The following is a 25,593-nucleotide window of genomic DNA, read 5'->3' as shown; positions in this document are numbered from 1 at the left end:
GGCGATGACCACCCGACTCAACAAACATATCGCCGACACCGGCTTCTGCTCCCGCCGCGAGGCCGATCGCCTGATCGCCGCCCGCCGGGTAACCGTCAACGGCCATCCGGCCGGCACCGGCGCGGTGGTGGGCGAGGAAGACCAGGTGCTGGTCGACGGCCAGCCGCTGCGCGCGCGCGTGGCCCGCAAGCCCGGTGCCCGCCGCCATGTCTACATCGCGCTGAACAAGCCGGTCGGCGTCACCTGCACGACCGAGACCTCGGTCAAGGGCAACATCGTCGACTTCGTCGGCCATGAACAGCGCATCTTCCCGATCGGCCGCCTGGACAAGGAGTCCGAAGGCCTGATCCTGATGACCAGCAACGGCGACATCGTCAACCAGATCCTGCGCGCCGAGAATGGCCACCAGAAGGAGTACCTGGTGGCGGTGAACAAGCCGGTCACCGACGAGTTCCTGCGTGGCATGGCCCGTGGCGTTCGCATCCACGACCAGATGACGCTGCCGTGCAAGACCTCGCGCATCGCCAAGTTCGGTTTCCGCATCACCCTGCAGCAGGGCCTGAACCGACAGATCCGCCTGATGGCGGCCGAGTTCGGCTATCGGGTGACCCAGTTGCGTCGCGTGCGCATCGACAACATCAAGATCGGTGCGCTGAAGCCGGGCCAGTGGCGCAACCTGACCGATCAGGAGCTGCAGGGCCTGCTGCCGAGGCAGCTGGACTGGTAACGCGCGGTAGTGCCGGCCGCTGGCCGGCTGCACCAGGCATCCAATGAGCGCGGGATGCCGGCCAGCGGCCGGCACTACCCGTTGTGCGGATTACGCACCGGCATCAGCTAGACTTCGCGGTGACCTGCCGGAACGTGACGCTGCATGATCAAGCCCGACAAGCCTGCCAATGAAGCCCTTCGGCTTGAGGCGCTGTACCGCTACCGTATTCTCGATTCGGAGCGTGAAAAATCCTTCGACGACCTGGTGGTGATCGCCAAGGCGGTCTGCGGCACCTCGATGGCGGCGGTGACCCTGATCGACGTCGAGCGGCAATGGTTCAAGTCGATCCAGGGCATCGATGCGGCAGAAAACCTGCGCAGCGAATCGATGTGCGGCCACGCGATCCTGCAACCGCAGCAGGTCATGGTGGTCGAGGACGCTCTGCAGGACATCCGCTTCCACGACAATCCGGTGGTGGTGGGCGATCCGCACATCCGCTTCTATGCGGGCGCGCCGCTGATCAGCTCCGATGGCCTGCCGCTGGGCACGCTGTGCGTATTCGATGCGCAGCCACAGCACCTGGCCAGCGACAAGGCCGAAGCGCTGGCGGCGCTGTCGCGGCAGGTGATGCTGGTGATGGAACTGCGCCGCTTCGCGCTCGACATCCAGAAACACATGCTGGAGCGCGATGACTACGAGCGACTGCTGTCTGAGTACCAGGACGTACTGCTCGCGCAGAATGCCGACCTGGCCGAACAGAGCCGCACCGACGCGTTGACCGGCCTGCCGAACCGCCGTGCGATGGCGGCAGCGCTGGAAGAGGCGGTGGCGGTGAACGGAGACCAGCCCGGGGTGGCCTGCGTCGCGCTGCTGGACATCGACCATTTCAAGCACATCAATGATTTCCAGGGCCACGCCACCGGCGACCGCGTGCTGGCCGAGCTGGGCGTGCTGCTGCGCTCGCATTTCGCCGGTCGCGGCATGGCCGCACGCTATGGCGGCGAGGAGTTCGTGGCGGTGATGCCAGCTACCGACCTGCGCACCGCCGAACTGCAGTGCGAGTTCCTGCGCCTGGCCGTGGCTGATCTGCCGCTGGGATTCCCGGTCACGATCAGTATTGGAGTGGCCCAGCACCAGCCCGGTGAAAGCGTGGATGACACGCTGGCACGTGCCGACAAGGCGCTGTACCGGGCCAAGGGCAATGGCCGCAACCGGGTGGAAGTGGCCGGCTGAAGCATCTGCCACCCGCGCGGTAAACGGATGCCGCTCCAGTAGATCAACGCGACGCGTGGATGCTGTCACCGATTCACATCGCGTCGCAGCTCCTGCGATCAGAACCGGGCAGCATGATCCCCTGGTTCCCCGGACGCCGACCATGCTGCAGACCCTGGCCATCGCCCACTATCGTTCGCTGCACGGGCTCGTACTGCCGTTGCAGCAGTTGAATGTGGTGACCGGTGACAACGGCAGTGGCAAGTCCAGCCTGTACCGTGCCCTGCGCCTGCTGGCAGAGACCGCGCAGGGCGGCGTCGCGGCGGTGCTGGCCCGCGAAGGCGGGCTGGGCTCGGCGCTGTGGGCGGGTCCGGAAAAGATGGACCGTCGGGTTGCTGCCGGCGAAATCCCCCTGCAGGGCGGCCCACGCCAGGAATCGGTGGGATTGAAGCTGGGCTTCGCCACTGACGAATTCGGCTACGCCATCGATCTGGGCTACCCGCCGCCCAGTCGATCGGCCTTCGCACTGGACCCGCAGATCAAGGCCGAGGCGATCTGGGCCGGCCCGTTCCTGCGCAGCGCCAACCTGCTGGTCGACCGTCGCGGGGCGATGGTGCGGCAACGCCATGCGCGCGGCTGGGATCTCGTGGATGACCGGCTGTCGCTGTTCGACAGCCTGTTCACCCAGGTCGGCGATCCGCAGCGCCTGCCGGACACCATCGCCCTGCGCGAGTACATCCGGCGTTGGCGCTTCTACGATCATTTCCGCAGTGATGCCGATGCCCCGGCGCGGCAACCGGCGATGGCCACGCGCACGCCGGTGCTGCATCACGACGGCCGGGATCTGGCGGCGGCCTGGGTCACCATCCTCGAGATCGGTGACCCGGTGGCGTTGGCACGCAGCGTCGACGATGCGTTCCCGGGCGCCACGGTCGGCTTCGAGGAGCTGGATGGACGCTTGGCGCTGCGTTTCCACCAGCCTGGGCTGCTGCGGCCCTTGTCGATGGCCGAACTGTCCGACGGCACGCTGCGCTTCCTGCTGCTGGCCGCTGCGCTGCACACGCCGCGTCCACCGCCGCTGCTGGTGCTCAATGAGCCGGAGACCAGCCTGCATCCGGACCTGCTGCCGGCGCTGGCGCGGCTGATCATCGCAGCCAGTGCGCGCAGTCAGGTATGGGTGGTGTCACATGCCAGCCGGCTGATCGCGGCGCTGGAACAGGCGCCGGGGTGCCATTCGCTGCATCTGTACAAGGAACAGGGCCGCACGCTGTTGAGCGGGCAGGGCCTGCTGGATGCACCTGCATGGCACTGGCCGCAGCGTTGATACGGGCATCCACGTCATGCGTGGATGCACTCAATCGGCGATGTTGCGCGCCTCGGCCGTGCCAAGAATCTCCGGATGCTGCACCGGCTTGCGGCGGTTCAGCAGCGGATGCAGGAACACGGCGCCTACGATGATCGCCACGCCGAGGTAGAACCACGGGGTGACTTCGTGCTGCTCGCGCAGCAGCACCACCGCCAGCACCACCGCATAGACCGGCTCCAGGTTGGTCACCAGCTGCACCGTGTAGGCGCTCAGGTGGCGCAGTGCGACCAGGGCCAGGGCAAACGGCAGCAGCGTGCAGAACCCGGCCAGCACCAGCAGCAGGATGCCGTCGTGCAGGTCCGGGACCACCCACAACGGGCTGGCCAGCGCAGGCAGCAGGTAGGGCATCAGCGGCGCCAGCAGGGTCAGGGTGAGGGTGCCCGCACCCAGCTCCAGCGCGGTGACCGTGAGCGGATCGGCGTGGCTGACCATGCGCTTGTTGAGCGAGCCGAACACTGCCACCAGCAGCGCCGAGATCGCGCCGATCAGCACACCCAGGCGCATGCCGTCGGGCACGCCACCGACCACCAGCGCGACACCCGGCAGCACCGCCAGGCCGAACGCCAGTTCACGCAGCTGGAATGGCCGCTTGGCCACCCACGGTTCGATGATCGAGGTGAACACCGGCGCCAGCGCGATGCAGGTGGCGGCCACCGACGCATTGGCCAGCTTTACCGCACCGTAGAACGTCAGCCAGTGCAGGGCGACCAGGGCGCCGATGCCGGCATAACCGGCCACCAGCCGCACTGGCAGCGTACGCAGTCCACGCCAGACCCGCGGCAGCAGCGCCAGCATCGCCGTCACCAGCAGCATGCGCCACCACACCAGCGGCAGTGCGGGCAGGGTGATCAGCTTGCCGAGGATGGCGGTGACGCCCCACAGCAGGACACAGAAGTGAATCTGCCACAACGCTTTGCGGGTGTCGGGTGTGCTCATCCGCCTATTGTGCGGCAATCGCACGGCCGCCGGCGATGCCTGTGGCATGCTCGCGGAAACTCCCCAGGGGAACCCCGCAATGGCTGCCAACCGTTCCGCCCAGCGTGCATGGGCAGCGCTGACTGCACTGATGGCGGCCACCTCGTTGCTGCTGCAATACCTGTTGCTGCTGCATGGCCCCGGGGCGGCTGCCGGGGTCGGCATGGCGACGCTGCGCTTCGTTGGTTACTTCACGATTCTCAGCAACCTGGCGGTGTGCCTGGGATGCGTCCGGCTGATCCGTGCGGGTGTGCTGAACGCGACTGTCGCCGCGGTGATCGCGTTGTGCATCGGGGTGACCGCGTGCATCTACGTGCTGGCGTTGTAGGGGCTGTGGCAACCCACCGGGCTGCAATGGTGGGTCGATGCCGGCCTGCACTACGCTGTGCCGGCGCTGTACCTGCTGGGGTGGTGGTGGCTGCTGCCGCATGGCGCGCTGCGCTGGCGCGCACTGGGCGGGGTGCTGCTGGTACCGCTGGTGTACCTGGGCTGGGCGATGCTGGTGGCCGAAGTGACAGGACAGGCGCCGTATCCGTTCCTCGAACTGCAACGCCTGGGGCTGGCGGCGTTCCTGCTCAACGTGCTGCGCGTTGCGAGCGTGTTCGTGGTGGGGTGGACCCTGCTGTGGGGGCTGGACCGCTGGCGCTGTCGATGAGGCGCTGCAGGGCCATCGCTGCCGCCGGGTTGCGCGCTTTGCCTGCGCCGATGCACAGCAGGTAGACCTCGCGCGGGGCCTCCGCAGCGGGCCCGGCCAGGCAGGGCAGGTCATCCACGGGTTCACCGCGTGACCAGCGGCGTGCGCGTTCGGCCCAGCGTTGCTGCACGGGCGCCGGCAGGCCCTCGTTCAAGCGGGCCTGGCTGCGCTTGATCCGCGCATAGACGAAGCCGGCACTGACATCACCGTGCAATGGCGCCTCGTCGCTGTCCTCGATCACCAGCGCCACGCCATGGCGGCGGGCGGCGTCGACCAGTGCCGGGCCATGTGCCTCGGCGTTGCGGACCTCCAGCGCATGCTGCAGCGGCACCCCGTCCAGCTGCTTAGGCAGCTGTGCCATCAGCGCCTCCAGTGCATCGGCGTCGGCCGGGTGGCGCGGATCGAACTGCCACAGCAATGGGCCGAGCCGGTCACCGAGCGCCAGTGCCGCCTGCAGGAACGGTGTGGCCGCTTCCACGGTGCTGGACAGGTCGCGTCGCTGCACCAGGTAGCGCGGCGCCTTCATCGAGAAGCGGAAACCGTCGGGTGTCTGCGCAGCCCATTGCGCGCACTGGGCCGCAGTTGGCGTGCGGTAGAACGTGCCGTTGATCTCGATGCAGCGCAGGGTGCGGCTGGCGTGGGCCAGTTCCTCCCGCTGCGGCAGGCCTGCTGGATAGAATACACCGCCGCGCCATTCGGGAAACACCCAGCCGCCGATGCCGCAGCGGATCTCTGCCTGCCGGCCGGCCGTGGTCACTGGCCGTGGTCCGTGCGCCACGGGTCGTAGCTGCCGAACCACCACAGGTAGCCTTCCGGGTCGGCGCAGGCGTAGCCGCGTCCGCCATAGTCCTGGTCGGCGATGTCGATGACGATGCGGGCACCGGCGGCCTTGGCCCGCGCGTAGTGCGCATCGGCATCGGTGACGATCACGCAGGCGCTCTGGGTCTGGCGTCCGCCGACCTCGTCAGGCAGGGCAGCGTGTTTGCTCCACGCACTCTGGTTGCTGGCCGAGCCCAGCATGATCATGCCGCTGCCGAAGGTGAGCTGCGCATGGAAGACCGTATCGCCATCGGCGTAGACGGCCTGGGCATGGAAGCCGAAGGCGCGCTGCAGCCAGTCGATGGCGGCCTGCGCGTCGCGATAGCGCAGGCACGGAATGATCGTGGAGCCGCTGCTGGGTTGGCCGTTCTCGCCCATGACACCCCTCCTATGGCACAGGGCAGGATGCGCCGCCGGACGTTACCATCCCGCGAAACCCCGGTGACGGCCTGCACATGGCCGCCACCCCTGTTCGGAGATCGTGCTGGATGAAACCCTGGATCGGAGGAGCCGTGCTGCTGGCGTGCACGACCATGGCGAGCGCGGCGACCCCGCCGCCGCTGCAGGACCTGGATGCGACCGTCGAGCGCGTGCGCGCGCAGTTCGACGTGCCCGGCATTGCCGTAGCGGTGGTCAAGGATGGCGAGGTGGTGCTGGAGCGCGGCTGGGGCGTGCGCGAGCAGGGCAAGCCGGAACCGGTGCAGGCCGATACGCTGTTTGCCATTGCGTCCAACACCAAGGCGTTCACGGCCACCTCGCTGAACCTGCTGGCGGAAGAGGGCAAGTTGAAGATGGACGACAAGGTGATCGACCACCTGCCGTCGTTCCGCATGTCCGACCCGTTCGTGACCGGGCAGATGACGATCCGCGACCTGCTGTCGCATCGCAGCGGCCTGAGCCTGGGCGCCGGTGACCTGCTGTTCTGGCCAACCACGTCCTACAGCAACGCCGAAGTAGTGCAGCGGCTGGGCAAGGTGCCGCTGAAGGGCGGCTTCCGCGAAAGCTATGCCTACGACAACATCCTGTACGCGGTCGCCCAGCAGGTGATCGAGCACGTCTCGGGCGTGAGCTACCAGCAGTTCCTGCAGACCCGCATCTTCGACAAGGTGGGCATGGCCGGCACGCGCTACAACGCCGACCACCTGAAGCCGGGCGACACGGCGGCGGTCGGCCACGCCAAGTACGATTTCAAGGACCTGCGCACCGTCGCACCGCTGACCTGGTCGAACAATGCCGGCGCCGGTGGCATTTATTCCAGTGCGCACGACATGGCGCGCTGGATGCAGGTGCAGCTGGCCGAAGGCAAGCTGGCCGACGGCACTGCGCTGTTCAGCGAAAAGAGCCAGCAGCAGATGTGGCGGATGATCACCCCGCAGTCGATCCCGGCGCCGAGCGTGCCGGAGCTGGCACCGGCACGGGCCAACTTTGCCGGCTATGGCGAAGGCTGGAGCCTGAGTGACTATCGCGGCCGGAAACTGGTCTGGCACACCGGTGGCTGGCCGGGCATGGTCTCGCGCTTGACCCTGGTGCCGGGCGAGAAGCTGGGCGTGGTGGTGCTGACCAACCAGGAAGTGGGCGCGGCGTTCAACGCGATCACCCTGAGCGTGCTTGATGCCTATCTGGGCGGCGACAAGCACGACTGGGTGGACGCCTATGCCAAGGCCGTGGCCAAGGGCCAGGACAAGGCCGACGAGGCCTGGGCCAAGCATCAGAGCGCGCGCGACAAGGGCAGCAGGCCGTCGCTGCCGCTGGCCGGCTACACCGGCACGTTCCGCGACCGCTGGTATGGCGACATGCAGGTCAGTGCCGCGGGCAAGGGCCTGCGCCTGCGCTTCATGAAGACCGCGCAGCTGAGCGGCCGCCTGGAGCACTGGCAGCACGACACCTTCATCGTGCGCTGGGATGACCGCTCGCTCAACGCCGATGCGTTCGTGAACTTCAGCCTGGACCCGGACGGCAAGGTGCGCGAGGTGCGCATGCAGTCGATCTCCGACCTGACCGATTTCAGCTTCGATTTCCAGGACCTGCTGTTCACCCCGGTCAACGAATGAAGGTAGTGCCGGCCGCTGGCCGGCAACCTCATGATCTTCCGAAATGCCGCAAGGGTGCCGGCCAGCGGCCGGCACTACCGGAGCGGCGGCGATCATCGGCTGGCGTACACATCCGGCGTGGGATACTTCGCCGCTTGCAAGAGGCGAGGGAGTGCGATGTTCCGTTGGTTTGAATCCCTGATCCCGGTGTTCCCGCCCGTGGATGGGCGCATGCCACCGCGCAAGGTGCTGCCGTTCTACCTGCACTACCTGCGCCCGGTGTGGCCGGTGCTGCTGGCGACCCTGATCGCCGGCCTGCTGCTGGCGCTGGTGGAAGTGGCGATGTTCGATTACCTGGGCCGCATCGTCGACATGGTCGCCGAGCAACCGGGGGCCGATTTCTTCAAGCGCCATGCCAATGAACTGGGCTGGATGCTGTTCATCACGGTCATCGCGCGGCCGATCCTGGTCGGCCTTCACAACCTGCTGGTCAACCAGGCGATCGTGCCCGGCCTGAGCAACCGCTCGCGCTGGCTGATGCACAACTACGTGGTGCGGCAGAGCCTGAGCTTCTTCCAGAATGACTTCGCCGGCAGCGTCGCCAACCGGGTGATGCAGACCGGTACCTCGCTGCGCGAGTCGGCGGTGCAGATGGTCGACTCGCTCTGGTACATCGTGGTCTACACCGGCACCGCGCTGTACCTGTTCGCGCAGGCGGACTGGCGGCTGATGGTGCCGCTGGTCCTGTGGCTGCTGGCCTATGCGGTGATCATGGTCTACTTCGTGCCGCGCGCGAAGGAACGGGCCTGGATTGCGTCCGAAGCGCGTTCCAAGGCGATGGGCCGCATCGTCGATGGCTACACCAACATTCCCACGTTGAAGCTGTTCGCCCATGGCGGGCGCGAGCAGGCCTATGTGGCCGAATCGATCCAGGAACTGGCGGTCAAGCACCGCGCGCAGACCCGGGTGACCACCGGCATGGACCTGACCATCGCCATCGTCAACGGTTTCCTGATTGCCGGTACCTGCGGGCTCGCGCTGTGGTTGTGGAATGGCGGCCACATCACCGTCGGCGCGATCACGCTGGCGACCGGCCTGGTGATCCGCATCCACAACATGTCCGGCTGGATCATGTGGACCATCAATGGCATCTTCGAGGACATCGGTACGGTGCAGGACGGCATCACCACCATCGCCCAGCCGCTGACCGTGCAGGACCGCGAGGACGCGGTGCCGTTGCAGGTGACCCGCGGTGGCGTGCACTTCCAGGACATCCACTTCCACTATGGCAAGAAGGGCGGCGTGATCGCAGGCCTGGACCTGGTGGTGAAGCCGGGCGAGAAGATCGGCCTGGTGGGTCCTTCCGGTGCCGGCAAGTCGACCCTGGTCAACGTGCTGCTGCGCCTGTACGACCTGGAAAGCGGCCGCATCCTGATCGACGACCAGGACATTGCCTACGTCACTCAGGAAAGCCTGCGCCAGCAGATCGGCGTGGTCACCCAGGACACCTCACTGCTGCATCGCTCGATCCGCGACAACCTGCTGTACGGCCGTCCGGACGCGACCGATGAGCAGTTGCGCGCTGCGGTGGCCAAGGCGCGTGCCGAAGCCTTCATCGACACGCTGGTGGATGGGCAGGGGCGTCGTGGTTACGACGCACATGTCGGCGAGCGTGGCGTGAAGCTGTCAGGTGGCCAGCGCCAGCGCATCGCCATTGCCCGCGTGCTGCTGAAGGATGCCCCGATCCTGGTGCTGGACGAAGCGACCTCGGCGCTGGACTCGGAAGTGGAAGCGGCGATCCAGGACAGCCTGGATGAGCTGATGGGCGGCAAGACGGTGATCGCGATCGCGCACCGGCTGTCGACCATCGCACGCATGGACCGGCTGGTGGTGATGGACCAGGGCCGCATCGTCGAGACCGGCAGCCACGCCGAACTGATCGCCGCCGGTGGCCTGTACGCGCGCTTGTGGGCGCGACAGACCGGTGGTTTTGTGGCCGCCGATCAATGATTGCTTTCGGGGTCGGAGCCTTCTCTGCGAGCAGGATCCGACCCTGGCCACGTATGCCTTGGGGTCGGATCCCTTTCCGCAGGAAAGGGCTCTGACCCCAACGTGTTTCCGGAGACCTGCATGATCCGACCCGTACGCTCCTTGTTGCTGGCACTCATTCTGGCCACCACGGCCGCAGCCGCGGCGACGACACCGGTGCAAGGCGACCAGCTCGAGCAGGTCGTCCTGCTCAGCCGCCACAACCTGCGCGCGCCGGTGGTGGCGTCGGGCGCCCTTGCCCATGCCACGCCGGAGCGCTGGCCACGCTGGGACGTAGGCCCCGGCGAGCTGACCACCAAGGGCGGCGTGCTGGAAGTCTACATGGGGCGCTACATCGGCCAGTGGCTGCGCCAGGCGCAATTGTTGCCGGCGTCGGGTTGCCCGCAGCCGGCTGACTTCCACGCCCATGCCAACAGCCTGCAGCGTACCCAGGCCACCGCGCAGTTCTTCATTGCCGGTGCGTTTCCGGGCTGCCATGTTGCGGTCGAACAGCGCATGGCGCTGGGGACGATGGATCCGCTGTTCGACCCGGTGATCCACAACGATGACGCGGCATTCCGCAAGCGCGCGCTGGCGGCAATGCAGCAGGCGCTGACAGTATCGGATCTGGCACCCGCACTGTCCGTGGTGGAGGGGATCACCCTCTACCCGCAGTCGGCGGCCTGTGCGGGGCGCAGCGACTGTCATCTGGTGCTGGGCGACACGACCTTCAATGCGGAGCCGGGCAAGGAGCCACGCGCTTCGGGTTCACTGGCACTGGCCAGCGGTCTGGTCGATGCCCTGCTGATGGAGCATTACCAGGGAAGTGGCGTTCCGCGCGAAGGTTGGGGCCGCTTGAACACGGAAGGCCAATGGCTGGCGTTGGCGCAGATCCGCAACCGCTACCAGGACATCCTGTTCGGAACACCCGCGGTGGCGCGTGACGTGGCCGCTCCGCTGCTGGCGCGCGTGGATGCGTCGTTCGGTGATCCGGCGTCGCCGAAGGTGATCCTGCTGGTCGGCCATGATTCCAATATCGGTTCGGTGCTGGCGGCGATAGGAATCGGTGACTACAGCCTGCCAGGCCAGTTCGAGAAGACGCCGATCGGTGGCCTGCTGCAGTTCGAGCGTTGGCGTGACCGCCAGGGCGGTGGCGAGCGGTTCCGCCTGGCCTACGTCTATCCGACCACCGCGCAGCTGCGCGATGCCGTGCCGCTGACCGAGGCGCAGCCGCCGGGACGCGTCGCACTGCCCTTGCCGGGCTGTGACCGGCAGGGCTGCAGCCGTGCGCAGTTCCAGCAGCTGCTACAGCGGGCCCGTCGCTGAAACAGGGGGCTATCGCGGCGGCGTGCGCACGATGCCCTGCGCAGCCATCAACGTAAGGTCGCCGCCCAGCCGTGGGGAACGGAACGGTCCGCGTGCATGCGCGGCATCGAACAGGCCGCCATCGGGTGAGCGCAAGCGGTAGAACTCGACCCAGCCGCTGGCCTGCAGGGGCAGCTGTGCAACGCCGGTGTGTTCGTTGAACCATGCAGGGTCCTTGCTGCCTTCGATGACGCGGCGGGCAAGGCGGTCAATGGCGCGATCCCTGCTGGCGTACCAGTCCTGGCCGCGCAGCCGTGCCAGTTCGGCCATCATCACCAGCGGCGCCAATGCGTAGTCGTGGTAGTGCAGGGCGCGTTGCCCGCGCGCCATCTCCAGCGGCAGGCTGCCATCGTCCTGGATGTCATCGACGCCCTTCTGGAAGGCGGCGTGGCCGGCTTGCCACAGGGCATCGTCGTCGGTGGCCAGTCCGGTGGCCAGCACGCCCAGACCGCCCCAGTAGTAGTGGTTGTTGCGGCGCCGTTTCGGATTGTTCCAGTACGCCAGGTTGGCCCGGGCCAGCCTCTGCAACCACGGATCGATGCGCGCGCGCTGCCGGGCATCTGCCTGGTCGTGCACCTTCAGGTAGGCCATCGCTACCGCATCGAGCATCCACTGCCGCATGTAGAACGACTGGTTGTTGTTGACCCGGATCATCTGCCCGAGCATGGCGCCGTCGTCGGCCCACGCACCCAGCCAGTTCAGCGTGCACTGTGCGGCTGCCGGGTCACCGTCGCGCAGGTAGTCGTCGCTCATGCGCGCCACGTCGGCGGCATAGCGGTCCAGCGGCGCAGTGGCGTCCTTGTTCTGCTGGCGAAGTGCCGGGTCGATCACCGAACCAGCCTTGTCGGTGTAGTAGCCCAGGGCACGGATGTCGGGCTGGCCGGGCGGCGGCGGGGGGCAGGCAGCGAAGGCACCCGCACTGGCCAGCAGCGTGGGCAGCAGGGCGAGGCGAAGCAAGGGGAGAGACATTGGAAACCGGCGGAACGGGGAATCCGGCGAACGATGCGCCCGGCCATGTTGCCGGCATGTGATGCGGCGATGGCGTGGCGATGCTGCACAAACAGAACGGCCCGGGTTTGCCCGGGCCGCTCCGTTTCACCTCACACCGGTTCGATCACTCGATCGGCTGGTCCAGCATCAGCTGGCGTGCGAAACGCACCGGCGGTGCGCCGTAGGACAGTACCTGGTCGTGGTACGCCTTCAGGTTGAACTTGTCGCCCAGCTTTTCCTGCACCGCCTTGCGGGTGTCGAAGTGTTCCTGCGCACCCACGAAGTAGGTCGGCAGCTGCGCCGAGGTCAGCTGCGCGCGCACCCACTTGCCGGCCGCTTCGCTTTCCTGCTGGAACGCGTCGTGGGTCATCAGGTGCATCGCCTTCTCGCGATCCCAGTTGTCCACGTGCACGCCCTGGTCGAGGATCGCGTTGGAGATCGTGCGCAGGTAGAACTTCAGCTGCACCAGGTGGAACAGCGGGTCGTTGTCGAGGTAGCCCTGCTCCTGCATCATGCGCTCGGTGTAGACCGCCCAGCCTTCGGCGAACAGGCCCGAACGCAGCACCGCACGCAGGGTGGAGGGGAACTTGGCCGAATGCCAGCCCTCCAGGTAATGGCCCGGGGTGCCTTCGTGGATGCTCAGCAGGTGGATCATGCGCGAGTTGTATTCACGCAGGAAAGAGTCGACCTGCTTCTCGTTCCAGTCGTCCGGAATCGGCGACACGGCGTAGAAGGTCTTCAGGTTCTTGTCCAGCGGGCCCGGAGAATCGCAGTAGGCCACGGCCACGCCACGCTGAAATTCCGGCATCAGGATGATGTCCACCGGCGCATCGGGCAGGGTCACCAGGTCGTGCTCGCGCACGAACGCGGTGGACTGCTCCAGCGCGGCCTTGGCATCATCGACCACCTTGTCGCGCGCCGGCTTGTCGGCGTAGGCCAGTTCCAGTGCGGCCTCGATCGCCTTCTGCTGCTGCTCGTCGGTCGGCTGGGCCGGCATCTCCGGCGCACCCGGCTTGTCCTTCAGTACGGTCTGCGCGATGCCGTACATGTCCTCGCGCACGCGCTTGAGTTCGGCGCGTGCACGCTCACCGATCTCCTGGCGCGACAGCGAGGAGCTCAGCGCGAACTTCAGCTTCTGGTCGTACTTTTCCGCACCAATGCGGAAGTCGCCCTTGGCGTTCGGCACCAGGGTCTTGTCCAGCCAGGTCTGCTGCTCGTCCACGGCCTTCTTCAGGCCGTCGATGGCGGCCTGCAGGCGCTGCTGGTCGGCCTGCGGCAGTTCGCCGATGTGCGGGGTGATGAAGGTATCGACGATGCTGAGGATGCCCTTGTTCTGCTTGGCCACCGTCTCGGCATGGATCTTCGGAACGCGGGCCGGATCCAGGTTCTCGCGTGCCTGGGCGAAGATCGCCGGCAGCTTTTCCATGCGCGCGGTCGCCGACTTCAGGCGTTCCGGCAGCGGCGCGAACTCCCGGGCCATCAGGCCATAGATCGCGCTGCCGGCGATGCCGTTGTACAGCTGCGGGTCCCACTTGCCGGACTGGAGCACTTCGGCGTTCCAGATTTCCGACTGCAGCTGGTTGCGCAGGATCGCCGCGTCCACCTGGTTCTCGCGGCCCAGTTTGGCCACCTCGATCTTGTCCAGCTCGCCCAGCAGCGCCTTGTAGGCGGCCACGGTCTTCTGCTGGCCGGCGGCGCTCAGGTCGTCCAGTTCGCTGTCGTAGCGGTGGTCACCGATCTGGGTGGCGCTGACCGGCGACAGCTGCATCCAGGTGTCCAGGGCGCGCTTGGACAGATCGGCGAAGGCGGCATCGACCGCCGCGTCACCGGCCTGCTGGCTGGTGGCCGGGGTGGAAGCGTTGGTCGGGGCGTCGGCAGGCTGGCAACCGGCCAGCGCAGCGACCAGGGCGAGGGCAAGAAGATGCGGGCGCATCGGCATTCCTGTACGGGGTCAAACCCTGAGCATAGGGCCCCGTCGCTGCTTTGTCCCCGTGCCATAGGATTACCATGGGCGGTTTCAAGGACCCTCCAAAGGAGCGCAGGACATGGAATACCAGGGAAGCTGCCATTGCGGCAGGATCGCATTCACCGTACAGGCCGAGGCGCCGATCAGCGACGTCATCGACTGCAACTGCTCGATGTGCCGCCGTCGCGGCAGCCTGCTGTGGTTCGCCCCGCGCGAGGCGTTCCAGCTGGCCACCGATCCGGCTGACGTGGCCACCTACCACTTCAACAAGGCGCATATCGACCACCACCACTGCCGCCAATGCGGTATCGCCCCCTACAGCGAAGCGATCGATCCGCGTACCGGCACACCGATGGTGGCGGTGAACGTTCGCTGCGTGCCGCAGGTCGATCTGGCCGGTCTTTCGGTGACCTCCTACAACGGAGCCGCGCTGTGAGGCCGCTGTGCGCGTGGACGCGCACGCTGGCAGTGCCGGTGCTGCTGTTGGCACTGGCAGCCTGCGCCAAGAACGGTGAGCGCGCTGCAGAGGCGGGCGCGACCGCGGCCGATGCCGCTGTTGCTTCGCCGGAAGGCGCATTCCTGGCCTACGAACATGACGTGCAGGTGCAGCTGGAGGCGGCGCAGATCGCACCGCGCATCCAGCAGATCGCCCAGGCCTGCCAGAGCGCGAAGTTCGGCGACTGTGCAGTGTTGCAGGTCGACCAGCGCGGCGGCGAGCAGCCCAGCGGTGAAGTGAAGGTGCGCATCGCGCCGAAGGGCACCGAGCCGCTGATCGCGATGGCCGGTGAGGGCGGCACGCTGCAGTCGCGCAACACGCGCGCGGAGGACCTCGCGCAGGAAGTAGCGGACACCGCGCTGACCAAGTCCCGGCTGGAGAAGGAACACGCGCGGCTGTTGTCCTACCAGGACCGCAAGGACCTGAAGATCGAGGACCTGATGGCGATCACCACGCGGCTGTCGGAGATCGAAGCAGGCGTCGAGCAGGCCAACAAGGATGCCGCACAGCAGCGTCGGCGCATCGATACCCAGCTGGTGACGATCCACTTCGACACCACCTCGGGCCAGCGCAGCCGCAGCGAGATCGGCGAGGCGCTGAGCGAGTCGGGCAGCATCCTCAGCGGCAGCATTGCGTTCCTGATCCGCGCCGTCGCCGCGTTGCTGCCGGTAGGTGTGCTGGCCCTGGTAGTGGCCTGGGGTGTGCGGGCGTGGTGGCGTCGCCGCCGTCGCACGCTGCCGCCCACCCGCTGAGGTGACGGCTGATGCCGGCAGGGAGCCGGCGTCAGCCCTCGTCGGTCTCGTACTCGACGAACACATCCAGCTCCAGCGCCAGTTCCTGCACCGCGTCGCGCACCTTCTGCGCGGTGCTTTCATTGCCGACTTCCACTTCCAGCTCGTGGATGCCCGGGCCGATGTCATCGGACAGCCCGGCCGAACTGGAATCGTCGTCGTCCATGTGCGGCATCAGGTCGTCGGTTTCCTCGACATGTTCGATGCCCTCCAGGCCGAGCAGCAGGTCGCTGATGGCGCGGGCGTCGTCTTCGGTTCCGGTGATGCGCAGTCGCAGCATGGCCATGGCGTAGGTACGTTGTGGAGTTGCCTGCAGCCTAGCCAGCGCCGGGCAAAGAACGGGTGAGGGCGCAGTCAGGCGCGTGTGGCCGGGCGTCCGAGCAGGCTGTCCGGCAATGCGGGAATCGGCGTGCGTTCGTCCTGCGCCTGCTCCAGCAACCAGTCGATGAACAGGCGTGCGGCCGGGCTCGGCGGTTGTCCTTCGGCATGCACCACGTGATACGCATAGCGCGCCTTCAGCGCCGGGCCGGGCAGGCGTACCACCTCGTAGCGCTGCAGGTAGGGCTGCGCGATGTGGGTACGTGCCAGCACCGCGCCCATGCCGTACACCGCTGCACGCATCGCATCGGTGCTGTCGGCGAAGGTGTGCATCGGCGGCAGCGGCGAGGGCGGGCGCACGCCGGCATGACGGAACCAGTCGCGCCAGCCCTGCGGCGACAGGTCGGTCAGCAGCGGCAGGTCGGCGATGCGCGCCGGATCGACCAGTGCTTCGACCCCGGCCAGCGCCGGCGAGGCCACCGGGAACAGGTAGTCGTCCATCAGGTGCTGCGCACGCAGGCCCGGCCACTGGCCCAGACCGTAGCGGATGCCGACTTCCGGCCCATTGTCGTCGTAGCGATCCAGGCCGCTGCCGGTGTGCAGCTCGATGCGGATGTGCGGATGGGCCTGGGTGAAGCGCGGCAGCCGTGGCAGCAGCCAGCAGTAGGAGAGCGAGCGCAGCGTGGTGATCCGCAACGGCACGCTGTCGGCATCCGGCTGCAGGTGATGGGCGACGGCCGCGACATCGGTGAAGGCGGCGCTGGCGGCGTCGGCCAGTTGCCGGCCCTCGGCGGTCAGGCGCACGCCGCGGGCGTGGCGCAGGAACAGGCGTACTTCCAGCACTTCTTCCAGCCGGCGCACATGGTGGCTGACCGCGCTGGCGGTCAGGTGCAGCTCCTGCGCGGCCTGGGCGAAGTTCTGGTGGCGCGCGGCGACCGCGAACACGGCCAGTGCGGGGAGCAGGGAAGGGCGTAGCTGCATGTCGAGCCTCAAACCATATTTGTGGCTGGCAGCGATACTACGCGCTTGTGCGGCAGGCGTCTGCGCCCGATCCTGTCTGCCTTGACGAGGAATTGACGATGGACGGAGGCGAGGCATGAATGCGGTCCCACAGGCAGCCGAGCGCGACTGGCGCACACCGCTGGAGTTGACCCTGCTGGGCGCCATCTGGGGCTGCTCGTTCCTGTTCATGCGGGTGGCGGTGCCGTCGTTCGGCCCGTTCGCGCTGGTCGAGGTGCGGCTGGTGCTGGGCGCGCTGGTGCTGCTGCCGTTCCTGTGGCGTGCCCGCGCGCAGTTCCCACCGCGGCGCTGGCTGTGGCTGGCACCGATCGGGCTGATCAACTCGGCGCTGCCGTTCGTGCTGTTCGCCTACGCGGCCGAGCGAGCCCCTGCGGCGATCGGCGCCATCTGCAATGCGATGACCGTGCTGTTTGCCGCGCTGATCGCCTTCCTGTTCTTCGGCGAGAAGATCGGCATGCGCCGCGCGGGCGCGTTGTTGGTCGGCTTCGCCGGCGTGGTGGTACTGGCCACGGCCAAAGTCTCGGGCCTGAGCATCGGCACTGCAGTGCTGGCTGGTGCGGCGGCCTCGCTGCTGTACGGCCTGGGCGTGAACCTGGTGAAGCGGCACATGACCGGCCTGCCCTCGGCGGCGGCCGCTGCTGCAACGCTGTCGTGTGCCTCGCTGTGGATGCTGCCGATGGCGGTGACCCACTGGCCGCAGGCGGCGATTCCACTGAAGGCGTGGGGCGCGGCGATTGCCTTGGGCGTGGCCTGCACCGGGCTGGCGTTCCTGATGTTCTACCGCCTGATCGGTCGTATCGGCCCGTCGCGGGCGTCGACGGTGACCTACCTGATTCCGCTGTTCGGCGCGGCGTTTGCGTGGTTGTTCCTGGGGGAGGCGGTGACGGTGCAGATGTTGATTGCGGGTGTGTTGATTCTGGGCAGCGTGGCGGTGAGTCAGAAGGGCTGAGCGCGCCGACGCACTGGTAGTGCCGGGCGCTGCCCGGCAGCTCTTTTCCGCGCCTGCGGAGAGGTGTCACTTTCTTTGCTCGTGCAAAGAAAGTAACCAAAAGAAACACGCCGCCAGGTCGCGAGCCGGTGCTGCGCACCGGTGCCCTGCGCTCCTCGGCCCGTCGAGGGACGGCGCGGGAACTCGCTGCGCTCAGACACCCGCGCCTCTTCGCCCTCGCCAGACCTGCGGTGCTCGGCTCGCTCAAGGCGGACTGGAAGGTCAAGATCAACAGCAAAAGCATCCACGCATTGCGTGGATCTTCTGGGTGCAGCTGTGGCCTTTGAACTGGGTCCGCCTTGAGCGACCCGAGCATCGCAGGGGAATCAGGGGCGAAGAGGTGCCGATGTCCTGTAGAGCCGACTGCTAGTCGGCAGCCTTGTGCACACCGTCCCCTGATTCACCGAGAAGCGCAGGGGACCGACGTGCGAAACACGGCGGCTCGCGACCTGGCGGCGCGTTTCTTTTGGTTACTTTTCTTTGCGTACAAAGAAAAGTAACGCCCATGAACAGTGAAGCACCTTCAGCACGCGTCACGCGCAGGAAACCATCAGCGCACCGGCACCGGAATATTGCACAGATCGATATGCCCGGCCGGACGCTTGTAGAAATCATCCACGCGGTTGCGCCGCGCCTCCACCGTATCGGCGAAGGTCTTCGAGTCGGTACGCAGTACCTGGATCGGCGTGCGCTCGGCTGCCGGCACGTCGCTGGCGCGGCGGATCGACACGATCGGCGTGCGCAGTGTCGGGTCGGTGTAGAAGCCCATCGGCGCCGGCCCGCGCGGCGTCGCGCTGAGCAGCTCCATGCCCTTCAGCACGCGACCGACCAGGGTGATGTTGCGGTCCAGTTGGCGCGGCGACTGTCCGGTCACCACGTACAGTTCGGCACCGATGCTGCTGTCTTCCTCGTTGCTGCGGCCCGCGCCCAGCATGCCGTAGCAATGTGCCAGCCAGGCCTTGCCGGCCTGCGGGTCCTGGCCGACCGGGAAGCCGTCGACAAAACCGGTCTGCGCGGCCCAGCCATCGCGGTCCGGCAGCACGGTGACCTTCAGGCCGGCGCTGGCGCGCTCGAACTCGGCCGGCAACTTGCGCGCGGCGCTGCCGAACGGCTTGGCCTTGGCTGCGTCATCGGCGTCGGCATCGCCGAACTGCACCACGAAGTTGTCCTGCGAGCGGTAGATGCTGGTGCCGTCCCAGAAATGCTCGTGGGCGAAGGTCTGGATGTTGGCGACATGGCGCGGGGCGAACTGCGGTGCCAGCTCGATGATGACCCGACCGGCCGGCAGGTCCATGTACAGCAGGTTGGCCGGGTCCGGGGTGCGCCAGTCGCTGGCCGCCGAGGCGTCGAGGATCTGCTGAGGGCTGCGGTAGGGCGTGGCCGCGCTGGCCAGGGCGGGCAGCAGGCAGGCCAGGGCGAGGGCGGTCAGGGCAAGGCAACGGCGGTGCGGCATGGGAACCCCGGAACATGAACGAGGCTTCGATTCTGCGCGAGCCGCGCAGCGGCGCCAACCGGGAGAGTGACTAACGACACATTCGCTATACCGAACTTCGCACTACTGTGGACTTCAACGTAGTGGAGGGCCGGTCATGTCCGAGGACGATGTCCACCTGAAGAAGTTCCAGAAGGAACTCAGCGCCGGAACGGTGTCGCTGGCCCTGCTGGCGGTGCTGGCCCGGGCCGGGGAGCCGCTGTACGGCTACCTCATTGCCAAGGAGCTGGAGCGGGTGGGCGAGGGCGTGCTGAGCGGCAAGCAGAGCGCGCTGTACCCGGTGCTGCGCAACCTGGAGGGCGCCGGCCTGCTGGAAAGCCATGTGGAGCCGTCCAGCAGCGGGCCGCCGCGGCGCTACTACCGCATCAATGAACGTGGCCGCGAGGTGCTGGCGCAGTGGCGCCACGCCTGGCAGGCCACCCGCGATTCCGTCGATTCCGTGTTGGAGGGGGTACCGCAATGAACGACCCGAGCCTGGCAGGCCGCGCCCTGCCCACGACCATCCCGCAGTACCTGGCGCAGCTGCGCGCGGCGCTGGAAGGTGCCGATCCGGCGATGGTGCAGGACGCGCTGTACGACGCCGAGGAATACCTGCGCTCGGAGCTGGCGGCGCAGCCCGGCCGCAGCGAGGCCGAGGTGATCGCCGACGTTGCCGGCAGCTATGGCGCGCCGGATGAAGTGGCCGACATCTACCGCGAGACCGAAGTGACGGTGAACCGCGCGCTGCGTACGCCGCGTGCGGATACCGCGCCGGTGCTGCGTGCAGCGGCGGAAGCCAGTGGCGTCGAGCCGGCCTCACCGCCGCAGGCGCCGGTGCAGCGTTCGCTGCTGGCGCGCTTCTTCGGCGTGGTGACCGATCCGCACACCTACGGTGCGCTGTTCTACATGCTGCTGTCGCTGGCCACCGGCATCTTCTTCTTCACCTGGGTGGTGACCGGCCTGTCATTGTCGCTGGGCCTGCTGATCCTGATCATCGGCATTCCGCTGACCGTGCTGTTCTTCGGCTCGGTGCGCGGGCTGGCGCTGCTGGAAGGACGGCTGGTGGAAGCGCTGCTGGGCGAGCGCATGCCGCGCCGCCCGCGTTACACCGACCGCAGCCGCACCTGGCTGCAGCGCATCGGCGACATGTTCACCGATGGCCGTACCTGGCTGACGCTGCTGTACTTCGTGCTGATGCTGCCGCTGGGCGTGATCTACTTCACCATCGCGGTGACGCTGCTGTCGCTGTCGCTGAGCCTGATCTGGGCGCCGGTCGCGGCGATCTTCAGTGGTGACATCCCCGGCGTGTACATCAACGACGTGAATGTGCTGCCGATGGCGGCCTCGCCGCTGGTGGCGATCGCGGTTGCTGCGGCGGGCGCACTGCTGCTGGTGCTGACGATGCACCTGGCACGCGGCATCGGCAAGCTGCATGGGCTGATTGCCAAGAACCTGCTGGTGCGGTTGTAAGCGGGCGCGCATGCTTCGGCAGGTGCCAACCTTGGTTGGCACAAGCCATCAGCGCCGGGACGTTTGGTGGGCTTTGCTTTGGCAGGTGCCAACCTTGGTTGGCACGATCCATCAGCTGCAGGGATTCACGGTAGAGCGCCAACCAAGGTTGGCATCTACCAAGGCGTACCGACCAAGGTCGGCACACGCCAGAGGCGAGTTACCCCGCCTTGCGCCGCAACGGGGTGACGTTGCTCTTCTTCTTCGCGGCCTTTGCCGCCGGGGCTTCGGCATGCGCGGCGAAGAAGTCGCGCACCTTCGGGTACACCACCTCGCGCCAGCGACGGCCGCTGAAGATGCCGTAGTGGCCGGCACCTTCGACGATGAAATGCTCACGGCGGTCCGCAGTGATGCCGGTGCACAGCGCCTGCGCGGCTTCGGTCTGACCAAGGCCGGCGATGTCGTCCAGCTCGCCTTCGATGCTCAGCAGCGCGGTATCGCGGATCGCCGACGGATCGACCTTCTCGCCGTTGACCACCCACTCGCCACGCGGCAGCAGGAAGTCCTGGAACACCACGCGGATGGTATCGAGGTAGTACCTGGCCGGCATGTCCAGCACCGCGTTGTACTCGTCGTAGAAACGACGGTGCGCGTCGGCGTCTTCCAGGTCGCCCTTGACCAGGTCGGTGTAGAAATCCCAGTGCGAGCTGAAGTGGCGGCTCGGGTTCATCGACAGGAAGCCGGCGTGCTGCAGGAAGCCCGGGTACACGCGGCGGCCGGCACCCGGATAGCTGGCCGGCACGGTGTGGATGACGTTGTTCTCGAACCACGACAGCGGGTTCTGCGTGGCCAGGTTGTTCACTGCGGTCGGGCTGCAGCGCGCATCGATCGGGCCACCCATCATCACCAGCGTGCGCGGCGTCGGTTCACCACGGCTGGCCATCAGTGAAACCGCGGCCAGCACCGGTACGGTCGGCTGGCACACGCTCACCACGTGCAGGCGTTCGACGCCGAGGTGGCGGATGAACTCCTGGATGTAGGCGATGTAGTCATCCAGCCCGAACTCGCCTTCGCTGGCCGGCACCATGCGCGCGTCGACCCAGTCGGTGACGTACACGCGGTGGTCGCGCAGCAGCGTGCGCACGGTGTCGCGCAGCAGCGTGGCGTGGTGGCCGGACAGCGGCGCCACCACCAGCACGAACGGCTGGTTGAGCATGGTGTGCAGCTGGTCGGCTTCATTGCTGTGGCGCTTGAAGCGCAGCAGCTTGCAGAACGGCTTGCTCACTTCCTCGTGCACGACGATCGGCACGCGCTCGCCATCGACGTCGATTTCGTTGATGCCCCACTCGGGCTTCTCGTAATCCTTGCCGATGCGGTGGAAGAGTTCATTGACCGCCGCCAGGCGATCAGCACCGGGCATCTGCGACCACCAATGGCCCTGGTTGGCGAAGAATCTGGCGTTGGCCTGGGCCTGGTGCACCCAGGGGGCGAGCAGGTTGCGGGTCAGTTCGTGCAGTTGATAGAGCATGACGACCGAATATGTATGGTCATATGTTGCCGCGCAGCATATCCCATCCAGGTGTCCCGCAGGTTAAGTCGGCTGAAAATAATGAATCCGGATTCACATCCGTTCCAGCGCGGCCGCATCGCCCGCCAGGGCGGGGCCGAGCCAGCAGTGCGACCCTACCGGCTGCAGGCCCTGGCCGGCCAGCGTGCGGCGGTACCAGCGCGCCGGTCGGGCCTGGAAGCCGTCGTGGTCGCCTTCGAACGCGTCCTCGGCGGCGAAGGTCTCCAGGAAGGCCACGCCGCCGGTCAGCTCGGCCACGCCGGCCAGTCCTGCACGCAGCTCGCGGTCGGGCACGTAGTGCATCACGTCCGAACACACCAGCAGGTCAACCGGGGCGCAGGGCCGCAGCCAAGCGAAGTCGCCGAAGCGGGCCAGGTGCAGGTTGCGGGTCCTGCCGTAGCGGCGCACAGCGTACTCGCTGCTGTCGAAGCCGAGATATTCGACCTTCGGACGCAGCTTCAGCAGCGGCGCGCGCCAGGCGCCTTCACCGCAGCCGATATCCAGCACGCTGCGGATCGGCCGCTCCAGGTAGTACTCGGCGCTGGCCACGGCCAACGCCACCTTGCGCGCCAGGCGGGCGCTGCCGCCGATGTCGGCACGGCGGTACCAGCGTTGGAAGTAGGCGGCGTCGTAGGTCTTGTCCATGGGGCAGTGCGCGATCGGGGAAAACGGCGCCTATCGTACGGTGTTGCGGCGCGGCATGCGTCGATGTGTCGCGGCGGGCGTGCCTGCGGCGGCTTCGCCACGGCATGCGAGAATGGCCGCCAACCTACGCCAGCCGCCGGAGCGAGCGCATGCAGAGCTACTACTGGGTCAAGACCTTCCACATCGTGTTCGTGGTGGCGTGGATGGCCACGGTGTTCTACCTGCCGCGCATCCTGGTGAACCTGGCCGAGACCGCGGGCCAGCCGGCGGTGACCGAGCGCCTGCAGCTGATGGGCCTGCGCCTGTACCGCTTCGGCCACTCGATGTTCGGCCTGGCGTTCCTGCTCGGCCTGGTGCTGTGGCTGGGCTACAAGGTCATCCCCGATTTCCCGACCATGGTGGCGCCGGGAGCTGCCGGCTGGCTGCACGCCAAGCTGGGGCTGGTGGTGGTGCTGCTGGTGTACTTCGGCTGGACCGGCCGCCTGCTCAAGGGCGTGGCCAAGGGCCGGGCGCTGCCGTCGTCGCGCGCGCTGCGCTGGATCAACGAGATCCCGCTGCTGGCGTTCATTCCGATCGTGTGGCTGGTGCTGGCCAAGCCGTTCTGAGGCGGGGTCACCTGCGTCCGGTAGATCCACGCCATGCGTGGATGCTGTCAGGGCGCAAACGAAGGAGCCGGGCAAATGCCCGGCTCTTTCATTTCTGCAATCACCTCGTGTTGCCGGCCAGCGGCCGGCACTACCGGGCTTAGGCCGCTTCGTACGTGCCGTAACTGCGCAGGCGCGTGTAGCGCTGTTCCAGCAGCTGTTCGGTGGACAGCTTGTCCAGCGCGTCCAGTTCGTTCAGCAGCACGGCCTTCAGGCGCTTGGCCATCTGCGTCGGGTTGCGGTGGGCGCCACCGGTCGGCTCGCGCACGACCTTGTCGACCAGGCCCAGGCTCTTCAGGCGCGGCGCGGTCAGGCCCAACTGTTCGGCCGCTTCCTTGGCCTTGCCCGCGTCCTTCCACAGGATCGAGGCGCAGCCTTCCGGGGTGATGGTCGAGTACACCGCGTATTCCAGCATCACGGTGCGGTCGCCCACACCCAGTGCCAACGCACCGCCGGAGCCGCCTTCACCGATCACGGTGCAGATGATCGGCACCTTCAGCTCGGCCATCTCGATCAGGTTGCGCGCGATCGCTTCGGACTGGCCGCGCGACTCGGCGTCGATGCCCGGCCAGGCGCCGGCGGTGTCGATCAGGGTCAGCACCGGCAGGCCGAAGCGCTCGGCCATCTTCATCAGGCGCAGTGCCTTGCGGTAACCCTCCGGCTTGGGCATGCCGAAGTTGCGCTTGATCTTTTCCTTGGTGTCGCGGCCCTTCTGGTGGCCGATCACCATTACCGCGCGGCCATTGATGCGGGCCAGGCCGCCCATGATCGCCTTGTCGTCGGCGAAGGCGCGGTCACCGGCCAGCTCCTGGAACTCATCGAACATGACGCGGAGGTAGTCGGCGGTGTACGGGCGCGACGGGTGGCGGGCCAGCTGCAGCACCTGCCACGAGGTCAGGTTGCGGAAGATCTGCGCGGTGCGCATGCGCAGCTTGTCCTGCAGCGCGTGCACTTCCGCCTCGACATTGACCGCCGGCCCGGCACTGGCGTTGCGCAGCTCCTGGATCTTGGCTTCCAGGTCGGCGATGGGTTGCTCGAAGTCGAGGTAGTTCGGATTCATCGGAAGCCGTCGTGTAAAGAAGGGGGGAATTCTAGCCGAATGCGTGCAAACCACCCGTACGCCTTCGTCTGGAAGGCGACGGTAGCGCAGCCGGGCAGGGGGCGCCAGTCAGCTCAGGGCACCACCAGGGCGCTGCGGCCCATCAACTGGCTGCGCTGGGAGACGAAGTCGTTGTAGGCCTCGTTGGCTTCCCGGCCAAGGCCGCTGCCCAGGGTGGCAGTGGCCGAGGTGAAGGCCATCTGCGCGGCGAAATCCTGCTTGCGCAGGGCCTTCTGTTCATCGGCGGTGGTGGCCTTCAGCCAGCGCGCATAGACCTCGCGCAGGGGCGCGGCGTGGGCCTCGAAGGCCGGCACCAGCGCCGGCAGGCTGGCCGGGGCCGGTTCCAGGCTGTAGGCCGGGGCCACGTAGCCACCTGGTTGTTCGCGCTTGAACGCGCCGGGCTCGCCCATGCCTTCTTCCACGTAAGCGATGAAGTCGGGAGCGGTGAACACCTTGGCCACGATCTGGCCGCCGCTGGAATCAACGTGGGCCACCACCTTTTCCTTGGGGAAGGGTTCGCGCACGCCGTAGGTCCAGGTCTTGTCGATGAACAGGTCGTGGCGCTTCTCGAACGGGCCTTCGAAGTCGACGCCGCCGAGCTGGATACCGCTGTTGCCGACGCCGAAGTTCTTCACCTTGCTCTCGTCGGTGACGTAGATCTCGCGGGCGATCACGTACTCGCTGAGGGTCGGATTGATCAGCCCGCCATGACCGTCGACGTAGACGATGAAGCGCACATCACCGAGCTTGTCGGTATGCAGGCGATGCTCGCCGACAGCGAGCGAGACCGGGCGCGAGCCCTGTGCGGCCACCGGCAGGTCCTGGCCGTCGATGCTCAACGCAAGCGGCGTGTCGGTCGGGTTGTCGATCTGGAACTCGATCTTCGACGGGGAGCAGGCGGCCAGGGCCAGTGCGGCAGCGAACGGGAACAGCAGGGTCTTCATCGGCAAT

26 protein-coding genes are annotated in these 25,593 nt (G+C 67.2%); 14 read left to right on the top strand and 12 right to left on the bottom strand.

Translation table 11 applies throughout. The annotated features are described in order from the left end of the window. The first annotated feature begins 4 nt into the window (after positions 1-4). The 3 genes from AC5P6H_RS10245 (at position 5) to AC5P6H_RS10235 (ending at position 3,245) form a co-directional block, all read left to right on the top strand. On the top strand, positions 5-727 hold the full coding sequence (locus tag AC5P6H_RS10245) for a pseudouridine synthase (protein WP_049441533.1): 723 nt from the start codon (positions 5-7) through the stop codon (positions 725-727). 144 nt (positions 728-871) lie between these two features. Further along, the gene (locus AC5P6H_RS10240) at positions 872-1,942 is read left to right on the top strand and encodes a sensor domain-containing diguanylate cyclase (RefSeq protein WP_014646468.1); all 1,071 of its coding nucleotides are present in this window, start codon (positions 872-874) and stop codon (positions 1,940-1,942) included. A 142-nt stretch (positions 1,943-2,084) separates the two neighbouring features. Continuing rightward, on the top strand, positions 2,085-3,245 hold the full coding sequence (locus tag AC5P6H_RS10235) for an AAA family ATPase (protein WP_126411866.1): 1,161 nt from the start codon (positions 2,085-2,087) through the stop codon (positions 3,243-3,245). Positions 3,246-3,275: 30 nt separating this feature from the next. Here the strand turns inward: AC5P6H_RS10235 and AC5P6H_RS10230 are convergent, their stop codons facing one another. Continuing rightward, on the bottom strand, positions 3,276-4,223 hold the full coding sequence (locus AC5P6H_RS10230; RefSeq protein WP_014646470.1) for a DMT family transporter: 948 nt from the start codon (positions 4,221-4,223) through the stop codon (positions 3,276-3,278). Between the two features lie 79 nt (positions 4,224-4,302). Here AC5P6H_RS10230 and AC5P6H_RS10225 point away from each other — a divergent pair, with 79 nt between their 5' ends. Both AC5P6H_RS10225 and AC5P6H_RS10220 read left to right on the top strand, forming a co-directional pair. Next, complete coding sequence (locus AC5P6H_RS10225; RefSeq protein ID WP_495202579.1) at positions 4,303-4,590, top strand: hypothetical protein; 288 nt, start codon at positions 4,303-4,305, stop codon at positions 4,588-4,590. 57 nt (positions 4,591-4,647) lie between these two features. Beyond that, a complete protein-coding gene (locus AC5P6H_RS10220; protein ID WP_495202578.1) occupies positions 4,648-4,917 on the top strand; it encodes a Pr6Pr family membrane protein in 270 nt (89 codons plus the stop codon). On the opposite strand, the gene AC5P6H_RS10215 is transcribed toward AC5P6H_RS10220, so the two are convergent. Both AC5P6H_RS10215 and AC5P6H_RS10210 read right to left on the bottom strand, forming a co-directional pair. After that, positions 4,838-5,713: a DUF72 domain-containing protein gene (locus tag AC5P6H_RS10215; protein WP_075075653.1), complete on the bottom strand. Its 876-nt coding sequence runs from the start codon at positions 5,711-5,713 to the stop codon at positions 4,838-4,840. The genes AC5P6H_RS10220 and AC5P6H_RS10215 overlap by 80 nt on opposite strands. Beyond that, positions 5,710-6,153 (bottom strand): VOC family protein, encoded by a 444-nt coding sequence (locus AC5P6H_RS10210; RefSeq protein WP_014646472.1) that lies wholly within the window; start codon positions 6,151-6,153, stop codon positions 5,710-5,712. The genes AC5P6H_RS10215 and AC5P6H_RS10210 overlap by 4 nt, the downstream gene beginning before the upstream one ends. Before the next feature lie 110 nt (positions 6,154-6,263). On the opposite strand from AC5P6H_RS10210, the gene AC5P6H_RS10205 reads away from it, so the two are divergent. The 3 genes from AC5P6H_RS10205 to agp all read left to right on the top strand — a co-directional run bounded on the left by AC5P6H_RS10205 (position 6,264) and on the right by agp (position 11,159). Further along, complete coding sequence (locus tag AC5P6H_RS10205; RefSeq protein ID WP_041863194.1) at positions 6,264-7,826, top strand: serine hydrolase; 1,563 nt, start codon at positions 6,264-6,266, stop codon at positions 7,824-7,826. 156 nt (positions 7,827-7,982) lie between these two features. Further along, positions 7,983-9,815: a multidrug efflux ABC transporter SmrA gene (gene smrA, locus AC5P6H_RS10200; protein WP_180835048.1), complete on the top strand. Its 1,833-nt coding sequence runs from the start codon at positions 7,983-7,985 to the stop codon at positions 9,813-9,815. 120 nt (positions 9,816-9,935) lie between these two features. Beyond that, positions 9,936-11,159, top strand: a complete 1,224-nt coding sequence (agp, locus tag AC5P6H_RS10195; RefSeq protein WP_495202577.1) for a bifunctional glucose-1-phosphatase/inositol phosphatase — start codon at positions 9,936-9,938, stop codon at positions 11,157-11,159. A 9-nt stretch (positions 11,160-11,168) separates the two neighbouring features. Here the strand turns inward: agp and AC5P6H_RS10190 are convergent, their stop codons facing one another. Next, complete coding sequence (locus AC5P6H_RS10190) at positions 11,169-12,167, bottom strand: polysaccharide lyase (protein WP_495202576.1); 999 nt, start codon at positions 12,165-12,167, stop codon at positions 11,169-11,171. Between the two features lie 145 nt (positions 12,168-12,312). Next, positions 12,313-14,121, bottom strand: coding sequence for a DUF885 domain-containing protein (locus AC5P6H_RS10185; protein ID WP_032956825.1), 1,809 nt, complete (start codon positions 14,119-14,121; stop codon positions 12,313-12,315). A 112-nt stretch (positions 14,122-14,233) separates the two neighbouring features. Here AC5P6H_RS10185 and AC5P6H_RS10180 point away from each other — a divergent pair, with 112 nt between their 5' ends. Continuing rightward, positions 14,234-14,590, top strand: coding sequence for a GFA family protein (locus AC5P6H_RS10180; RefSeq protein ID WP_014646478.1), 357 nt, complete (start codon positions 14,234-14,236; stop codon positions 14,588-14,590). Further along, complete coding sequence (locus tag AC5P6H_RS10175) at positions 14,587-15,402, top strand: DUF4349 domain-containing protein (RefSeq protein ID WP_032956827.1); 816 nt, start codon at positions 14,587-14,589, stop codon at positions 15,400-15,402. Before AC5P6H_RS10180 ends, AC5P6H_RS10175 begins: the two co-directional genes overlap by 4 nt. Before the next feature lie 31 nt (positions 15,403-15,433). On the opposite strand, the gene AC5P6H_RS10170 is transcribed toward AC5P6H_RS10175, so the two are convergent. Further along, on the bottom strand, positions 15,434-15,727 hold the full coding sequence (locus AC5P6H_RS10170; RefSeq protein ID WP_005408721.1) for a hypothetical protein: 294 nt from the start codon (positions 15,725-15,727) through the stop codon (positions 15,434-15,436). 68 nt (positions 15,728-15,795) lie between these two features. Then, positions 15,796-16,740 (bottom strand): LysR substrate-binding domain-containing protein, encoded by a 945-nt coding sequence (locus AC5P6H_RS10165; RefSeq protein WP_014646480.1) that lies wholly within the window; start codon positions 16,738-16,740, stop codon positions 15,796-15,798. 115 nt (positions 16,741-16,855) lie between these two features. Here AC5P6H_RS10165 and AC5P6H_RS10160 point away from each other — a divergent pair, with 115 nt between their 5' ends. After that, positions 16,856-17,728 carry a DMT family transporter gene (locus tag AC5P6H_RS10160; protein ID WP_049406973.1) on the top strand — a complete coding sequence of 291 codons (873 nt, stop codon included), beginning with the start codon at positions 16,856-16,858 and terminating at the stop codon, positions 17,726-17,728. A 589-nt stretch (positions 17,729-18,317) separates the two neighbouring features. Here the strand turns inward: AC5P6H_RS10160 and AC5P6H_RS10155 are convergent. Then, positions 18,318-19,220 carry a peptidylprolyl isomerase gene (locus AC5P6H_RS10155; protein ID WP_075075656.1) on the bottom strand — a complete coding sequence of 301 codons (903 nt, stop codon included), beginning with the start codon at positions 19,218-19,220 and terminating at the stop codon, positions 18,318-18,320. Positions 19,221-19,356: 136 nt separating this feature from the next. On the opposite strand from AC5P6H_RS10155, the gene AC5P6H_RS10150 reads away from it, so the two are divergent. Both AC5P6H_RS10150 and AC5P6H_RS10145 read left to right on the top strand, forming a co-directional pair. Further along, entirely contained in the window at positions 19,357-19,722 is a 366-nt protein-coding gene (locus tag AC5P6H_RS10150; RefSeq protein ID WP_059033797.1) for a PadR family transcriptional regulator, read from the top strand. Next, positions 19,719-20,708 (top strand): sensor domain-containing protein, encoded by a 990-nt coding sequence (locus tag AC5P6H_RS10145; protein ID WP_014646483.1) that lies wholly within the window; start codon positions 19,719-19,721, stop codon positions 20,706-20,708. Before AC5P6H_RS10150 ends, AC5P6H_RS10145 begins: the two co-directional genes overlap by 4 nt. A 199-nt stretch (positions 20,709-20,907) precedes the next feature. Here AC5P6H_RS10145 and AC5P6H_RS10140 read toward each other — a convergent pair whose 3' ends face one another. Both AC5P6H_RS10140 and AC5P6H_RS10135 read right to left on the bottom strand, forming a co-directional pair. Further along, the gene (locus AC5P6H_RS10140; protein ID WP_014646484.1) at positions 20,908-22,215 is read right to left on the bottom strand and encodes a polyhydroxyalkanoate depolymerase; all 1,308 of its coding nucleotides are present in this window, start codon (positions 22,213-22,215) and stop codon (positions 20,908-20,910) included. A gap of 93 nt (positions 22,216-22,308) precedes the next feature. Next, entirely contained in the window at positions 22,309-22,899 is a 591-nt protein-coding gene (locus AC5P6H_RS10135) for a class I SAM-dependent DNA methyltransferase (RefSeq protein WP_032956833.1), read from the bottom strand. 149 nt (positions 22,900-23,048) lie between these two features. Between AC5P6H_RS10135 and AC5P6H_RS10130 the strand changes: the two genes are divergently transcribed. Then, complete coding sequence (locus AC5P6H_RS10130) at positions 23,049-23,504, top strand: CopD family protein (RefSeq protein ID WP_014646486.1); 456 nt, start codon at positions 23,049-23,051, stop codon at positions 23,502-23,504. A 139-nt stretch (positions 23,505-23,643) separates the two neighbouring features. On the opposite strand, the gene AC5P6H_RS10125 is transcribed toward AC5P6H_RS10130, so the two are convergent. Together AC5P6H_RS10125 and AC5P6H_RS10120 are read right to left on the bottom strand one after the other, a co-directional pair. Then, on the bottom strand, positions 23,644-24,603 hold the full coding sequence (locus tag AC5P6H_RS10125; RefSeq protein WP_014646487.1) for an acetyl-CoA carboxylase carboxyltransferase subunit alpha: 960 nt from the start codon (positions 24,601-24,603) through the stop codon (positions 23,644-23,646). Between the two features lie 113 nt (positions 24,604-24,716). Next, on the bottom strand, positions 24,717-25,586 hold the full coding sequence (locus AC5P6H_RS10120) for a hypothetical protein (RefSeq protein WP_495202575.1): 870 nt from the start codon (positions 25,584-25,586) through the stop codon (positions 24,717-24,719). Positions 25,587-25,593 lie beyond the last annotated feature (7 nt).

Source organism: Stenotrophomonas sp. YJH_SMC_110 (assembly GCF_059369255.1).
The sequence above is the reverse complement of the archived record's forward strand: the minus strand, read 5'-3'. Positions and strand labels throughout refer to the sequence as shown.

What these genes read in the sequence shown, in the direction of transcription:
- AC5P6H_RS10155 (WP_075075656.1), bottom strand. Translation starts at nt 19,220, where the DNA reads ATGCCGCACCGCCGTTGCCTTGCCCTGACCGCCCTCGCCCTGGCCTGC.
- AC5P6H_RS10240 (WP_014646468.1), top strand. Translation starts at nt 872, where the DNA reads ATGATCAAGCCCGACAAGCCTGCCAATGAAGCCCTTCGGCTTGAGGCG.
- AC5P6H_RS10135 (WP_032956833.1), bottom strand. Translation starts at nt 22,899, where the DNA reads ATGGACAAGACCTACGACGCCGCCTACTTCCAACGCTGGTACCGCCGT.
- AC5P6H_RS10230 (WP_014646470.1), bottom strand. Translation starts at nt 4,223, where the DNA reads ATGAGCACACCCGACACCCGCAAAGCGTTGTGGCAGATTCACTTCTGT.
- AC5P6H_RS10185 (WP_032956825.1), bottom strand. Translation starts at nt 14,121, where the DNA reads ATGCGCCCGCATCTTCTTGCCCTCGCCCTGGTCGCTGCGCTGGCCGGT.
- AC5P6H_RS10245 (WP_049441533.1), top strand. Translation starts at nt 5, where the DNA reads ATGACCACCCGACTCAACAAACATATCGCCGACACCGGCTTCTGCTCC.
- AC5P6H_RS10150 (WP_059033797.1), top strand. Translation starts at nt 19,357, where the DNA reads ATGTCCGAGGACGATGTCCACCTGAAGAAGTTCCAGAAGGAACTCAGC.
- AC5P6H_RS10160 (WP_049406973.1), top strand. Translation starts at nt 16,856, where the DNA reads ATGAATGCGGTCCCACAGGCAGCCGAGCGCGACTGGCGCACACCGCTG.
- AC5P6H_RS10180 (WP_014646478.1), top strand. Translation starts at nt 14,234, where the DNA reads ATGGAATACCAGGGAAGCTGCCATTGCGGCAGGATCGCATTCACCGTA.
- AC5P6H_RS10210 (WP_014646472.1), bottom strand. Translation starts at nt 6,153, where the DNA reads ATGGGCGAGAACGGCCAACCCAGCAGCGGCTCCACGATCATTCCGTGC.
- AC5P6H_RS10205 (WP_041863194.1), top strand. Translation starts at nt 6,264, where the DNA reads ATGAAACCCTGGATCGGAGGAGCCGTGCTGCTGGCGTGCACGACCATG.
- AC5P6H_RS10190 (WP_495202576.1), bottom strand. Translation starts at nt 12,167, where the DNA reads ATGTCTCTCCCCTTGCTTCGCCTCGCCCTGCTGCCCACGCTGCTGGCC.
- AC5P6H_RS10170 (WP_005408721.1), bottom strand. Translation starts at nt 15,727, where the DNA reads ATGGCCATGCTGCGACTGCGCATCACCGGAACCGAAGACGACGCCCGC.
- AC5P6H_RS10120 (WP_495202575.1), bottom strand. Translation starts at nt 25,586, where the DNA reads ATGAAGACCCTGCTGTTCCCGTTCGCTGCCGCACTGGCCCTGGCCGCC.
- AC5P6H_RS10140 (WP_014646484.1), bottom strand. Translation starts at nt 22,215, where the DNA reads ATGCTCTATCAACTGCACGAACTGACCCGCAACCTGCTCGCCCCCTGG.
- AC5P6H_RS10235 (WP_126411866.1), top strand. Translation starts at nt 2,085, where the DNA reads ATGCTGCAGACCCTGGCCATCGCCCACTATCGTTCGCTGCACGGGCTC.
- smrA (WP_180835048.1), top strand. Translation starts at nt 7,983, where the DNA reads ATGTTCCGTTGGTTTGAATCCCTGATCCCGGTGTTCCCGCCCGTGGAT.
- AC5P6H_RS10225 (WP_495202579.1), top strand. Translation starts at nt 4,303, where the DNA reads ATGGCTGCCAACCGTTCCGCCCAGCGTGCATGGGCAGCGCTGACTGCA.
- AC5P6H_RS10130 (WP_014646486.1), top strand. Translation starts at nt 23,049, where the DNA reads ATGCAGAGCTACTACTGGGTCAAGACCTTCCACATCGTGTTCGTGGTG.
- agp (WP_495202577.1), top strand. Translation starts at nt 9,936, where the DNA reads ATGATCCGACCCGTACGCTCCTTGTTGCTGGCACTCATTCTGGCCACC.
- AC5P6H_RS10125 (WP_014646487.1), bottom strand. Translation starts at nt 24,603, where the DNA reads ATGAATCCGAACTACCTCGACTTCGAGCAACCCATCGCCGACCTGGAA.
- AC5P6H_RS10165 (WP_014646480.1), bottom strand. Translation starts at nt 16,740, where the DNA reads ATGCAGCTACGCCCTTCCCTGCTCCCCGCACTGGCCGTGTTCGCGGTC.
- AC5P6H_RS10145 (WP_014646483.1), top strand. Translation starts at nt 19,719, where the DNA reads ATGAACGACCCGAGCCTGGCAGGCCGCGCCCTGCCCACGACCATCCCG.